Consider the following 12,295-nt stretch of genomic DNA (forward strand, 5'->3'; position numbering starts at 1 on the left):
GTTCCTCATCCTGCGTAGGCGGTGATTCCGGATCCCGCGTAGACGGTGATTCCGGCCCTCTCCATGGCCATGCTGCACGATCGGCAGGGTGGCTCGTACTCGCCGTGGCCCAGCGGGTGGGGTCCGACCCGCTCGCCGATCCGCACGCCGTAGACCCGTGTTCCCTTCCCGGCATCGCGGACGCCGTCCGCCGAGGTGATCCCGGCGCCCTGCGGATCGAGCTGCCGGAGCCGGTCCGAGAGCAGGTCCACCTCCGCGCACTTGCCGTGCCCGGCCCCGCTCCCGGGACCGGCGGAGGCCGGGCTCAGCGTGTCCTCGGCGGACCGCACCCCGTCCTTGAACCGACGGAAAGCGGTGGCAGAACCGCTGTCGATCCCCTGGCCGGGGGGCCGGGGGCGTGACTAAGCTGGACGGCGACATCGCGTGCCGGTCACCGTCCCGGTGAGGCATGGAGGTGTCGGGAGATGCCTTCGGAGGCATTCCTTGTCGGTCGAGCTGAACCACACCATCGTCCACGCCCGGGACAACCGGGAGTCCGCGCGATTCTTCGCGGAGCTGCTGGGACTTGAGATCAGCGGCGAGCAGGGCCCGTTCGTCGCGGTCGAGCTGAGCAACGGGGTCACCCTGGACTTCGCCGCGATCCCCGAGGACCGGATCACCCCGCAGCACTACGCCTTCCTCGTCTCCGAGGAGGAGTTCGAGGCGGCGTACGCGCGGATCGAGCAGCGCGGTGTCGAGCACTACGCCGATCCGTACCGGCGGCAGCCGAACACCATCAACCACCACGACGGCGGCCGGGGCGTGTACTTCATGGACCCGGTCGGGCACTCCATGGAGCTGATCACGGTGCCGTACGGGGGCCTGCCCTCGTAGCACGGGGACGGGCGGGTCCTGGCCCGTAGCACGCGGACGGGCGGGGAGACCCGGGCGCATCGCCCGCGTCTCCCCGCCCGTGACCCTCTCCGCCGCCCCTCCCGGGCCGTCCGGCCCGGGGTCCGCGTCAGCCCTCCTGCGGCTCCAGCCGCAGCGAGATCGAGTTGATGCAGTACCGCTGGTCCGTCGGGGTCGGGTACCCCTCGCCCTCGAAGACATGGCCCAGGTGCGAGCCGCAGCGGGCGCAGCGGACCTCGGTGCGGACCATGCCGTGGGAGCTGTCGGAGATCAGCTCGACCGCCTCGCTGTCCTTCGGATCGAAGAACGACGGCCAGCCGCAGTGCGACTCGAACTTCTCGCTCGAAGTGAAGAGCTCCGCCCCGCACGCCCGGCAGGAGTAGACGCCCTTGGCCTTGGTGTCCGTGTACTCACCACGGAAAGCGGGTTCGGTACCTGCCTGCCGGAGCACCTGGTACTCCGACGGGCTCAGCTGGGCCCGCCACTCCTCGTCCGACTTCTCGACCTCGTACGCCATGGTTTCGCTCCTCAGCGGCTGATCAGCTCGACAGGCGGGCGAGGATCAGCGGACCGAGGTCCGTGACGTCCCCCGCCCCCATGGTCAGAACGAGATCGCCGGGGCCCGCCATTCCCGCGACCACGTCCGGGACCGTCGCCCTGTCGTGGACCGGCGTCACCTCGGCCCCGGCCGCGCGGGCCGCGTCGACGATCAGCTCGCTGGTGATGCCGGGGATCGGGTCCTCGCGCGCCGGGTAGATGTCGAGGACCACGGACCCGTCGGCCAGGGCCAGCGCGTCTCCCATCTCCTTGCCCAGTTCCTGGGTGCGGGAGAACAGGTGCGGCTGGAAGACGACGAGGAGCCGGGAGGCCCCGGCGGCGCCCCGCATGGCCTCCAGGTCGGCGGTCATCTCGGTGGGGTGGTGCGCGTACGAGTCGATGACCTGCACGCCCCTGGCCTCGCCCTTGAGCTGGAGGCGGCGGCCGACGCCCGTGTAGGCGGTCAGCGCCTCGGCCAGTTCGGCGGGGTCGATGCCGACGCGGGCACCGGCGGCGAGGGCGGCGGCGGCGTTGTGCGCGTAGTGACGGCCGGGGACGGAGACGGTGAACGTGTGCTCGGTGCCGTCGAGGGCGACCGTCACCTCGCTCTTCATCCCGTTCGGGACGATCTTCAGGATGCGGGCGTCGGAGTCCTCGCCCTCACCGACCGTGACGATCTCCAGGCCCTCGCGGTCCGCGACCCGGCGGGCCAGCTCACGGGAGCCCGCGTGCTCGCCGACGACCAGGGTGCCGCCGGGGCGGATCTTGGCCGTGAACGCCTCGAAGGACTCGTAGATCTCGTCCATGGAGGCGTAGTTCGCGTGGTGGTCCAGCTCGACGTTGAGGACGATCGCGACCTCGGGGTCGTACTTCTGGAAGCTGCGGTCGCTCTCGTCCGCCTCCGCGACGAAGACCTCGCCCTCGCCGTGCAGCGCGTTGGTGCCGGGGCCCGCGAGGTCGCCGCCGATGGCGTACGAGGGGTCGAGGCCCAGCTCGGTGAGGGCGACGGCCAGCATGGAGGTGGTCGTCGTCTTGCCGTGCGTACCGGCGACGGCGATCGCCCGCAGGCCGTCCATCAGGGAGGCGAGGGCGTCGGAGCGGTGCACCACGGGGATGCCGAGTTCGGCGGCGCGGGCCAGCTCCGGGTTGTCGGCGCGGATGGCGCTGGAGACGACGACGGCGGAGGCGTCGTCGGCGAGGTGCTCGGCAGCGTGCCCGATGTGCACGGTGGCGCCCAGGGCGCGCAGGGACTCGACGGTCACCGACTCCCTGGCGTCACTGCCCGCGACCTTCGCGCCGCGCTGGGCGAGGATCTTCGCGATGCCCGACATCCCGGCACCGCCGATGCCGATGAAGTGCGGCCGTTCCATGGCCGCGGGAATGGCGGGTGCCATGCGGATCTCTCCCCAGGGGTGCGACGTGCGTGGAAACCCCCAGCGTAGTGGCTACGACGGACTGCCCCCGGCGGACACCACGACGGGAGCACCGACGAGACGGGGCGACACCGGGCGGGGCGGGGGGCGCCGGGCGGGGCGGGGCGGGCGGCGGCGGTCCGGGCCGCCGGACCGGGAGGGGCGGCGACGGGCGGGGCCGTGCCCGGGGGCGGGGTACGGGAGGGGCCGGGTGCGGTGCGCGAGCGGGGGCGGGCGGGACCCAGACCCGCTCCGGGCCGCCGGACCGGGGCGGAGGCGCTGGCGGGGGCCATGCCCGGGTGCGGAGTGTGGGCGGGGCCAGGAGCGGTGGGGCCGGATGCGGTGTGCGACCGGGGGCGGTGAGGCCGGACCCGCTCCGGGCCGCCGGACCGGGACCCGGCACCGACGGGGGCTGTGTCCGAGTGCGGGAGGCAGGTGGGGCCGGGTGTGGTGAGGCCGGACCCGCTCCCGGCCGCCGGACGGGACGGGGCACCGACAGGGGCCATGCCCGGGTGCGGGAGGGAAGTGCGACCGGGTGCGGTGGGGCCGGACCCACGCCAGGGCGCGGCCGGGCAGTCGTGGTCGACGCCGGAACGTGGCCGGATCCGGGTCCACGCGGGCGGGCGAGCGAGCGGCCCGAGCGGTGTCGCTCTTCAACCGGCGCCTCCGGCTCGCCGGGTCCACGCGGGCGGGCGGCCCGAGCCGGAGCCGGGCTGCGGGCGAAGCCGGCATCGAGGCATGACCGGAGCCGGACCCGCACCAGAGCGCGCCCGGGCCAGAGCCGGGGGCCGGGTCGTGGCGGGAGCCGACTCGCGGCCGGGACCGAGCCCCGACGTGGGTGAGGTCCGGGCCGGAACCGGGGTCCGTCCGAGGCGGGCCCGGAGTCGGGTCGCTCCCGCCCCGGTCCGCCCCCGCTCGCGCGAAGCGGACGCGAGGAAGTGGAACCGCCCGGGGGCGGCGCGGCGCGTGGCCGCGCCCCCTGCACGGGGCGCGGCCACGAGTCCCTCCGTACGGGCGTCCGTTCGCACGGACGTACGGGCACGTACGGGCCCCGCGTCGAGGTCAGTCGCTGTGCGCGAAGAGCTTCAGCACCGGCACCCCCACCTTGTGGCGGGCCCGCGAGGCCCAGTCGCGGTGGAAGAACTCCTCCACGTAGTGCGGGGCGGTCAGCACGATCACCTCATCCGCCTCCGACTCGTCGACCACCGCCCTCATCTTGTCGAGCGGATGGTCTTCGACCACCTGCCCCACCGCCTCGCAGCCCGCGTCCCGCAGGGCCCGGAGCGAGTGCTCCAGTGCCTGCTCGGCGGGGAGCCGGGCGGCCTTGCCCTCCGGTTCGTCGCCCTCGCGGGCCGCCTCCTTCAGCTCGCCCATGGCGACGTCGTCGATGGCACGCAGCAGTACATCGGCCTGGTCACCACGCGGCTGCATGAGAACGATGAAGGACACGCCCTCGTCGCCGTGCAGGGTGGTGACGAATTCCACGTCGACGGACGTGAGGGGCTTCTCGATCATCAGAACGCTTGTGAACACCTCAGGAGCCCTTCTGCGGAAACCATCCTTCCCCGTGCCCGCACGGGGTCTGCGACAGTAAGTGTGCCCAGCGGACGGTAAGCGGAACGACAAATTCCGCCGATTGTCAGATCCGAAGGTAGCGGGTGAAGAGGAAGCCGTCCCGCTCCAGCACGGAAGCCACCTGGAAGCGTGTCGGGACCGTCACGGACGGGCCTCCGGCGATCCGCTGGGCCCCGCCCGCCGTCATCGTCGGCGAGAGCGTCAGGCACAGCTCGTCCAGGACGTCCGCCGCGACGAACTGACCCAGCAGCCGGGGACCGCCCTCGGTCAGCTGCCGTCGCAGCCCGCGCGCGGCGAGCGCCGCCACCACCCGCGCCGGGTCCACCCCGGCGCCGTCCCCCGCCACCACCACCTCGACGCCCGCGTCCCGCGCGGCCCGCACCCGCTCCGGCGGCGCCGTGGCCCCGGTGAGCAGCAGGGTCGGCACCAGCGGCGAGGTGAAGAGGGGCAGGGTGAAGTCCAGTGCCAGGGAGGCGCTGACGACGGCGATGGCGGGGGCCGGGCCCTGACCGGCGGCGGCGCGGCGGGCGGCGAAGGCCTCGCGCGCGCGTGCGGGCCGGTACCCCTCCAGGCGTACCGTTTCCGCACCGACGACGACCACGTCCGCGAGACCGCGCAGGGTGCCGAAGATCCGCATGTCCGTCTCGGAGGAGAGCGGCTGGGAGCGCCCGTCGTGCTGACCGGCGCCGTCGAGCGAGGAGACCATGTTCGCCCGCAGCCAGGACTTCCCGCCGGACGGGAGCTCCGGATAGGCGTAGGCGTCGGCGAGTTCGTCGAGGGACCATTCCCCGCCCCCCGCCGAGGTCACGGGGGCTGTCATGTCCGTCACAGGGAGCAGTTGGCGCATCCTGGCAGTCTGACATGGCGCTTACAGTGGGGAACTGTGTCGACCCGTGCCCTCACCGAAGCCGCCTCCGCCGCGGCCCCGCTCTCGCTCTGCTCGCGCGAGCCCCGTGTCCCCGCCGACCGGCTGGTCGCGGAGATGGTGCCACCGCCCCGGTTCGACTCGGTGCGCTTCGACACGTACCTCCCGGATCCCCACCAGCCCAGCCAGTCCGAGGCCGTCAAGGTGCTGGCCGCCTTCGCGGGGGGTCTGGGCGGGGCGCACGCCTCCGGTGCGGGCAGGCGCCGCTGGTTCGCCCGGAAGCCGGCCGCCCCGACGGGCCCGCGCGGGGTGTACCTGGACGGCGGGTACGGCGTCGGCAAGACCCATCTGCTCGCCTCGCTCTGGCACGCGACCCCGGCGGAGCCCGCGCTGAAGGCGTTCGGCACCTTCGTGGAGCTGACCAATCTGGTCGGCGCGCTCGGCTTCCAGGAGACGGTGCGGACCCTCAGCGGGCACCGGCTCCTCTGCATCGACGAGTTCGAGCTGGACGACCCGGGCGACACGGTCCTCGTCTCCAGTCTGCTCGGCAGGCTCGTCGAGGCGGGCGTGGCGCTGGCCGCCACCTCCAACACGCTGCCCGGCAAGCTCGGTGAGGGCCGCTTCGCCTCCGCCGACTTCCTCCGTGAGATCCAGGGCCTGTCCGCCCACTTCCGGCCGCTGCGGATCGACGGCGAGGACTACCGCCACCGGGGGCTGCCCGAGGCTCCGGCGCCGTACACCGACCAGGTCGTCACGGAGACGGCGTACGCGACGCCGGACGCCTCCCTCGACGACTTCCCGCATCTGCTCGAACACCTGGCCAGGGTTCACCCGAGCCGGTACGGCGCGCTCACCGACGACCTCGCGGCCGTCTGCCTCACCGATGTCGCGCCGGTGCCCGACCAGTCGACGGCCCTGCGGCTCGTCGTCCTCGCGGACCGGCTGTACGACCGGGAGATACCCGTGCTCGCCTCCGGACTCCCCTTCGACCGCCTGTTCAGCGAGGAGATGCTGAACGGCGGCTACCGCAAGAAGTACTTCCGGGCCATCTCCCGGCTCACCGCGCTCGCCCGCGACGCCAAGGGGCTCGTGCCGCAGTAGGTTGGAGGCCGCACCCCCGTCGAAAGGGATTCACCATGGCCACCGTGCGTCACGCCCACACCGTCTGGCAGGGCGACCTCCTCAAGGGTTCGGGGGTCGTCACCCTCGACTCCTCCGGTCTGGGCTCGTACGACGTCTCCTGGCCCGCGCGCTCCGAGGAGCCCAACGGCAAGACCAGCCCCGAGGAGCTGATCGCCGCCGCGCACTCCGCCTGCTTCTCGATGGCCTTCTCCAACGGACTGTCCAAGGCGGGTCACGTGCCGACCCGTCTGGAGACCAAGGCGGACGTCACTTTCCAGCCGGGCGAGGGCATCACCGGCATCCACCTCACGGTGCGCGGTGAGGTCCCCGGGCTCGACGCCGAGGGCTTCGGGTCGATCGCCGAGGACGCCAAGAAGAACTGCCCCGTCAGCCAGGCGCTCTCCGGCACGACGATCACCCTCACGGCCGAACTGGCCTGATCCTCCCCCGGCGTTCTTGCGCCACATGAGGCGACGCGTCGATCCGCGTGGTTCACGGGCCACCACCGTGCGTGGTACCACATGCGGGTCACGCGTCACACCCACCTGTCCGCCAACAGGAAAGTGGTTGCCCCATGTCCGCGACCCGACGTCAGATCCTCTCCCGCACCGGCGCCTCCGTCGCCGGGATCGCCTTCACCGGCGCCCTCTCCGAACTCTTCGCCGGCAGTGCGGGCGCCGCGTCCGGCGCCCGCCCCGGACGGCCCGGCCGCCCCGCCGGATACGGCCCCCTCGTCCCCGACCCGGACGGGCTGCTCGACCTCCCGGCCGGATTCCGCTACCGGGTCCTCTCCCGTCAGGGCGACCCGATGCGCTCCGGCGAGGGCCTGGTCCCCAGCAACCCCGACGGCATGGCCGCCTTCGCCGGACGGCGGGGCCGGGTGCACCTCGTCCGCAACCACGAGAACAAGGTCACCGGCAAGATCGGCGTCCCCACCGTCCCCGGACTGACGTACGACCCGGAGGCCAAGGGCGGCTGTACGGCCCTGGAGCTCGACGGGCGGAACAACGTCCTCGGCGAACGGGTCGCCGTCGCGGGGACCGCCGTCAACTGCGCGGGCGGCCCCACCCCCTGGGGAACATGGCTGACCTGCGAGGAGACCGAGGACAAGGCCGGGACCAAGGGCTACACCAAGGACCACGGCTTCGTCTTCGAGGTCGACGGCGCCGACCCCCACCGCACCGGCGCGGTCCCGCTCACCGCGATGGGCCGCTTCCAGCACGAGGCCGTGGCGATCGACCCGGCGAGCGGCGTCGTCTACGAGACGGAGGACGCCTTCGACCATCCCTTCGGCCTCTTCTACCGCTTCCTCCCCCACGAGCCGCTCGGCGGCCGGGGCTCGCTGCGCGCGGGCGGCACCCTGGAGGCCATGCGGGTGCCCGGGGTGCCCGACCTCTCCGTCGTCCAGGAGACCGGCACCCGCTTCGACAAGGTCGAATGGGTCCCCGTACCCGATCCGGGGGCCGCCGGGACCCCGATCCGGCACCAGGACTTCGGCCCCCGGGGCATCACCCACGCCCAGAAGCTGGAGGGGTGTTACTGGGGCGGGCGGGCCGTCTACTTCGTGTCCTCCTTCGCCCGCGTCAAGGACGGCTCCGGCGCCGGTCACTTCGGACAGGTCTGGAAGTACGAGCCGCACCGGCGCCGTCTCACCCTCGTCGTCGTCTTCGGCCCCAGCACCGACGTCCGGCTGCCCGGCGAGTCGCCGGACAACATCTGTCTGACGCCGACCGGCGGCCTGATGGTCTGCGAGGACGGCGACGGGGCGCAGCACGTCTTCGGGGTGAGCGAGCGGGGCGAGGTGTACGCGGTGGCCCGGAACGCGAAGGCCATCGGCAGCCCGGAGGCGCCGGAGTGGGGCGAGTTCGCGGGCGTCGCGTTCTCGCCCGACCGGAGCACGATGTACGTCAACTGCTACACGCCGGGGACGACGTTCGCCGTGACGGGCCCCTGGTGCTGAGCTGACGGTCCCGCGCCCGGCCGTCCGCGCGCTCGCGGACGGCCGGGTTCCGTCGCAGGATCGGGGAAGGACCGACGGCGCGGCGGAAGGGGCCGAGGTGGCGGAGAAGGACGGCGGGAAGAAGAAGGACGGGAAGAAGCCCAAGGGCGGGACGGGCTCGAAGAAGCCGAAGGGCGGGACGGGCTCCGGGAAGGGCGACGCCCGCGAGGGCGGCTCCGGCGGGAGCCGTTCCGGTGGGAGCCACTCCGGGAAAGGCCGCTCCGGGAGGGGGACGGAGGGCCGGCGGGTCGCCCCCCTGCGGGAGCTGCTGCGCGTCCCCGAGGGCGAGCGGATCGACCTCACCGCGTACGACGCCGCCGCGACCCCCGGCGGACCCGCCGGCAAGGCCGCGGGGCTCGCCGCCACCGCCGCCCTCGGGCCCCGCCTCGCCGACCTCCAGGAACGGCTGTACGCGGCGAGCACGGCGGGCGACCCGCGCCGGGTGCTGCTCGTCCTCCAGGGCATGGACACCAGCGGCAAGGGCGGCACGGTCAAGCACGTCATCGGTCTCTTCAACCCCTCGGGCTGCCGCATCCGGGCGTTCAAGTCACCGACCCCGGAGGAGCTGAGCCATCCGTTCCTCTGGCGGATCGCGCGGGCGCTCCCCCGGGCGGGCGAGATCGGCATCTTCGACCGCTCGCACTACGAGGACGTGCTGATCGCCCGGGTGCGGGAGCTGGTCCCGCGCAAGCGGATCGGCCGCCGCTACGGGCAGATCAACCGCTTCGAGAAGGCCCTCGCGGAGGAGGGCGTGACGGTCGTCAAGGTCTTCCTCCACCTCTCGTACGAGGAACAGCGCGAGCGCCTCCTTGAACGCCTGGACAACCCCGAGAAGCACTGGAAGTTCGACATCGGCGACATCGCGGAGCGGGCCCTGTGGCCCGCGTACCGGGAGGCGTACGAACTCGCCCTCGAACGCTGCACGACCGAGGACGCCCCCTGGTACCTGGTCCCGGCCGACCGCAAGTGGTACCGGAACTGGGCGATCAGCACCCTGCTGCTCGAACACCTGGAGTCCCTGGACCCCGCCTACCCGCCGGGAGACTTCGACGTGGCGGAGTGCCGGGAACGCCTGCTGGCCACGTGAACGGCGGCGGTCCGCCGACCCGACGCGTGGACTCCGTCGGCCCGACGCGCGGACTCCGTCGGCTCGACGCGTGGACTCCGGCCTCCCCGCTGTCGCGTCGCGCGCGCCGACGTTTTCGATCAGTTAACTTCCGGACGTGAACATTTCTGTACGAAACCTGGCGGCGCTCGGGGTTCTGGGCGCCGTTCTCGTCGGCTGCGGCGGCGGCACGGGCGGGGACCCGGGCGGGCACCCGGCCGCACGGACGACGGCCACCACCGGCCCGAACGGCACCGGGAACGCCTCGCCCGAGGCCGCCTCGGCGGCGGGCTCCAAGCCGGTGCCCGCCCGTACCGCCCCGCCCACCCTGGCCCCCGCCCCCGGCGGCCTCACACCCGTCTACACCCACCGGGCCAAAAGCACCGAGAAGGTCGTCGCCCTCACCTTCGACGCCGACATGACCGCCGACCAGGGCCCCCGGGCCGCCCGGGGCGAGCACTTCGACAATCCGCAGCTCATCTCGACCCTGCGCCGCCTCAAGGTCGACTCCACCGTGTTCATGACCGGCCGCTGGGCGGAGGAGTACCCCGACCAGGCCAGGGCCATCGGCGGCGACCCCCGCTTCGAGATCGCCAACCACTCCTACAGCCACTACGCCTTCGCGTCCCCCTGCTACGGCCTGCCGACCGTCGCCGGACCCGACATGGCCGCCGACGTGCGCCGCGCCTCCGACGCCTTCCGGAACGCCGGGGCCGTCAACCTCGTCCCGTACTTCCGCTTCCCCGGCGGCTGCTACGACGACGCCGCCCGGCGCGCCCTCGCCCCCACCGGCATGACCGCCGTCCAGTGGGACGTCGTCAGCGGCGACGCCTTCGCCGAGAACGCGGACGCCGTCGCCGACCAGGTCCTCGACGGCGTGAAGCCCGGCTCCCTCGTGGTCATGCACTGCACCCGCAGCGCCGCCCCCGTCACCGAGACCGCGATCCGCCGGATCGTCCCCGAACTCCGCGCGCGCGGCTACCGCTTCGTCAAGGTGTCGGAACTGATGAGCCGCTGACCCCGGCTCACTCCAGCCGGGCGGTGGCCGCGCGGGACAGCGCCGCCACCACCGCCGCGAGCAGCAACGCGCCCCCGCACGCGAGCCACGGCGGGTCGGCCGTCGCCGTCCGCGCCCCGGTGACCAGCGCCGTCACCGCGTGCTTCGCCGGGGAACCGGTCGTCACCAGGGCCAGCAGCGAACCCAGCACGAGCGCCCCGAGCGACCAGCCCGGCGCGGGCAGGAACGGCCGTGAGGACAGCGCGCCGACGGCGGCGCCGGTCCCCGCGCAGGCCAGCACCGCGAGGAGCCCGGTGAGGGCGGCGGCGGCCGTCCCCACCCCGCGCCGGTCCCCGGTCACGGTCACCACCAGCACCGCGACGGCCCCGACCAGCACCGGCCAGAGCGCGCCGGTGACCAGCGCCCCGAGGTGCGCCCGCCCCCGGCCCGCGACGGCGGCCACCACGCCCCGCGCGGCGGGCGGCTCCTGGGTGACGCAGATCCGTACGGACCAGGCCGTCACCGGCAGCAGAGCGGCGGCGGCGAGACCGAGCGAGCCGAGCACCGGCTCCCCGAAGGGGACGCCGACGCCGAGACAGGCCGCGTACAGCAGCAGCGGCGCGAGCCAGCGCTGCGACCGCAGCAGCAGACCCGACTGGTACCGCAGCAGAGCGGTCATGTCCGCCGCCGTCCCGCCGTGGGGGCCGTGGTTCCGGGGGCGGCCGGGGTGTCCGTGGTACCCGTGGTGCCGGAGACACCCGTCGTCTCCGGTACGTCCGTCTCCGCCGTCACCGCCTCCTCCAGTCGTTCGATGTGCCACGAGGACGCGAGCAGCGCCCCGAGGAGCGTGTCGGAGTGGGACGCGGCCACCGTGAGGACCGTGGTCGCGCCGGGGCCCGGCAGGACGAGCGGCGCCCCGGGCAGGTCCCCCGGCAGCGGGCGGAGGCCGCCGGAGGCGACGATCCGCACCCGGCCCGGCGCCCGTACCCCCGGATCCGGCGCCGCGGGGCCACCCCGGGGCCGCGCCGCCACCCGCCCCGCCGCCACCTCGAACACCGCGTCCGCCTCCCCCGCGAGGCGGCGCGGGTCGTGGTCGACGAAGACGACCGTCGCACCCGCCGCCCGGCGCTCGCGCACCGCCGTGTCCAGCACGGTGCGGGCCCCCGCGTCGAGGCCCGTCCAGGCCTCGTCGAGGACCAGCAGTCCCGGCCCGGCCAGCAGCGCCTGGGCCACGGCGACCTTCTGACCGGTGCCCTTGGACAGCTCCGCCATCGGGGTGCGGGCGTGCCCGGCGGCCCCGAAGCGCTCCAGCCACTCCCCCGCACCGGCCCGCGCGGCGGCCCGGCCGAGCCCCTGGAGCCTGCCGAGGTGGACCAGGTACTCGACGGCCGTGAACGGCAGCGCGGCCGGGAAGCGCTCGGGGACGTACGCGGTCAGGACCGGCCGCCCCGCGATCCGGCCCTCGGTCGGCGCGTCGATCCCCGCGAGCAGCCGGAGCAGCGTGGACTTGCCGGTGCCGTTGGCGCCGACCACCCGGACGAGGGCGGCGGCGGGCAGATCGAGGACGACCTCGCGGAGGACCCAGGGCCCCCGCGGGCCGTGCCTGCGTCCGACCCGCTCCAGCCTCAACCCGACGCCTTCCGGGAGGTCGGCCCGCTCGGCCGGACGGCCACGAAGCCGTCCCGGAGGGCCGTCCCGGGGAAGCCGGACGTCCCGGCGGAGCGTCCGCCGACGAGAAGGTCGCTCTGCATACGGGCATCCTGTCCCGGAAGCTCCGGTTCCCACAACGGTC

At 74.0% G+C, this 12,295-nt stretch carries 14 protein-coding genes; 6 read left to right on the top strand and 8 right to left on the bottom strand.

Annotated features, from left to right (window positions below; translation table 11 throughout):
• Nucleotides 1-5 precede the first annotated feature (5 nt).
• Nucleotides 6-329: a YwqJ-related putative deaminase gene (locus ACFXGN_RS12610; protein WP_384857194.1), complete on the bottom strand. Its 324-nt coding sequence runs from the start codon at nt 327-329 to the stop codon at nt 6-8.
• A 154-nt stretch (nt 330-483) separates the two neighbouring features.
• Between ACFXGN_RS12610 and ACFXGN_RS12615 the strand changes: the two genes are divergently transcribed.
• Nucleotides 484-873 carry a VOC family protein gene (locus ACFXGN_RS12615; RefSeq protein WP_384857196.1) on the top strand — a complete coding sequence of 130 codons (390 nt, stop codon included), beginning with the start codon at nt 484-486 and terminating at the stop codon, nt 871-873.
• A 127-nt stretch (nt 874-1,000) separates the two neighbouring features.
• On the opposite strand, the gene msrB is transcribed toward ACFXGN_RS12615, so the two are convergent.
• From msrB to ACFXGN_RS12635, 4 genes are all read right to left on the bottom strand, one after another.
• A complete protein-coding gene (gene msrB / locus ACFXGN_RS12620) occupies nt 1,001-1,408 on the bottom strand; it encodes a peptide-methionine (R)-S-oxide reductase MsrB (RefSeq protein WP_384857199.1) in 408 nt (135 codons plus the stop codon).
• A 22-nt stretch (nt 1,409-1,430) separates the two neighbouring features.
• Entirely contained in the window at nt 1,431-2,822 is a 1,392-nt protein-coding gene (gene murC / locus ACFXGN_RS12625) for a UDP-N-acetylmuramate--L-alanine ligase (protein WP_384857202.1), read from the bottom strand.
• A 1,080-nt stretch (nt 2,823-3,902) separates the two neighbouring features.
• The gene (locus ACFXGN_RS12630; protein WP_384857205.1) at nt 3,903-4,373 is read right to left on the bottom strand and encodes an indole-3-glycerol phosphate synthase; all 471 of its coding nucleotides are present in this window, start codon (nt 4,371-4,373) and stop codon (nt 3,903-3,905) included.
• A 106-nt stretch (nt 4,374-4,479) separates the two neighbouring features.
• Nucleotides 4,480-5,262, bottom strand: a complete 783-nt coding sequence (locus tag ACFXGN_RS12635; protein ID WP_384857207.1) for a pyrimidine reductase family protein — start codon at nt 5,260-5,262, stop codon at nt 4,480-4,482.
• A gap of 36 nt (nt 5,263-5,298) precedes the next feature.
• On the opposite strand from ACFXGN_RS12635, the gene zapE reads away from it, so the two are divergent.
• The 5 genes from zapE (at nt 5,299) to ACFXGN_RS12660 (ending at nt 10,524) form a co-directional block, all read left to right on the top strand.
• Entirely contained in the window at nt 5,299-6,381 is a 1,083-nt protein-coding gene (zapE, locus tag ACFXGN_RS12640) for a cell division protein ZapE (RefSeq protein ID WP_384857211.1), read from the top strand.
• A 35-nt stretch (nt 6,382-6,416) separates the two neighbouring features.
• The gene (locus ACFXGN_RS12645) at nt 6,417-6,842 is read left to right on the top strand and encodes an OsmC family protein (RefSeq protein ID WP_351781568.1); all 426 of its coding nucleotides are present in this window, start codon (nt 6,417-6,419) and stop codon (nt 6,840-6,842) included.
• 134 nt (nt 6,843-6,976) lie between these two features.
• Complete coding sequence (locus tag ACFXGN_RS12650; protein WP_384857214.1) at nt 6,977-8,362, top strand: alkaline phosphatase PhoX; 1,386 nt, start codon at nt 6,977-6,979, stop codon at nt 8,360-8,362.
• A 295-nt stretch (nt 8,363-8,657) separates the two neighbouring features.
• Complete coding sequence (locus ACFXGN_RS12655) at nt 8,658-9,488, top strand: PPK2 family polyphosphate kinase (protein ID WP_384857735.1); 831 nt, start codon at nt 8,658-8,660, stop codon at nt 9,486-9,488.
• Between the two features lie 136 nt (nt 9,489-9,624).
• Nucleotides 9,625-10,524 carry a polysaccharide deacetylase family protein gene (locus tag ACFXGN_RS12660; RefSeq protein ID WP_384857217.1) on the top strand — a complete coding sequence of 300 codons (900 nt, stop codon included), beginning with the start codon at nt 9,625-9,627 and terminating at the stop codon, nt 10,522-10,524.
• Between the two features lie 7 nt (nt 10,525-10,531).
• On the opposite strand, the gene ACFXGN_RS12665 is transcribed toward ACFXGN_RS12660, so the two are convergent.
• Genes ACFXGN_RS12665 through ACFXGN_RS12675 form a run of 3 tightly spaced genes read right to left on the bottom strand, consistent with a single transcriptional unit; the run spans nt 10,532 to nt 12,254 of the window.
• Entirely contained in the window at nt 10,532-11,182 is a 651-nt protein-coding gene (locus tag ACFXGN_RS12665) for an ABC transporter (protein ID WP_384857219.1), read from the bottom strand.
• Entirely contained in the window at nt 11,179-12,132 is a 954-nt protein-coding gene (locus tag ACFXGN_RS12670) for an ATP-binding cassette domain-containing protein (RefSeq protein ID WP_384857222.1), read from the bottom strand. The genes ACFXGN_RS12665 and ACFXGN_RS12670 overlap by 4 nt, the downstream gene beginning before the upstream one ends.
• The gene (locus ACFXGN_RS12675) at nt 12,129-12,254 is read right to left on the bottom strand and encodes a hypothetical protein (protein WP_384857224.1); all 126 of its coding nucleotides are present in this window, start codon (nt 12,252-12,254) and stop codon (nt 12,129-12,131) included. Before ACFXGN_RS12675 ends, ACFXGN_RS12670 begins: the two co-directional genes overlap by 4 nt.
• Between the last annotated feature and the right edge of the window lie 41 nt (nt 12,255-12,295).

Source organism: Streptomyces sp. NPDC059247, assembly GCF_042754005.1.
Taxonomy (GTDB): Bacteria; Actinomycetota; Actinomycetes; order Streptomycetales; family Streptomycetaceae; genus Streptomyces.

Excerpts from the sequence above, each read along its gene's own strand:
- msrB (WP_384857199.1), bottom strand. The coding sequence starts at position 1,408 with ATGGCGTACGAGGTCGAGAAGTCGGACGAGGAGTGGCGGGCCCAGCTG.
- murC (WP_384857202.1), bottom strand. The coding sequence starts at position 2,822 with ATGGCACCCGCCATTCCCGCGGCCATGGAACGGCCGCACTTCATCGGC.
- ACFXGN_RS12635 (WP_384857207.1), bottom strand. The coding sequence starts at position 5,262 with ATGCGCCAACTGCTCCCTGTGACGGACATGACAGCCCCCGTGACCTCG.
- ACFXGN_RS12645 (WP_351781568.1), top strand. The coding sequence starts at position 6,417 with ATGGCCACCGTGCGTCACGCCCACACCGTCTGGCAGGGCGACCTCCTC.
- ACFXGN_RS12650 (WP_384857214.1), top strand. The coding sequence starts at position 6,977 with ATGTCCGCGACCCGACGTCAGATCCTCTCCCGCACCGGCGCCTCCGTC.
- ACFXGN_RS12665 (WP_384857219.1), bottom strand. The coding sequence starts at position 11,182 with ATGACCGCTCTGCTGCGGTACCAGTCGGGTCTGCTGCTGCGGTCGCAG.
- ACFXGN_RS12675 (WP_384857224.1), bottom strand. The coding sequence starts at position 12,254 with ATGCAGAGCGACCTTCTCGTCGGCGGACGCTCCGCCGGGACGTCCGGC.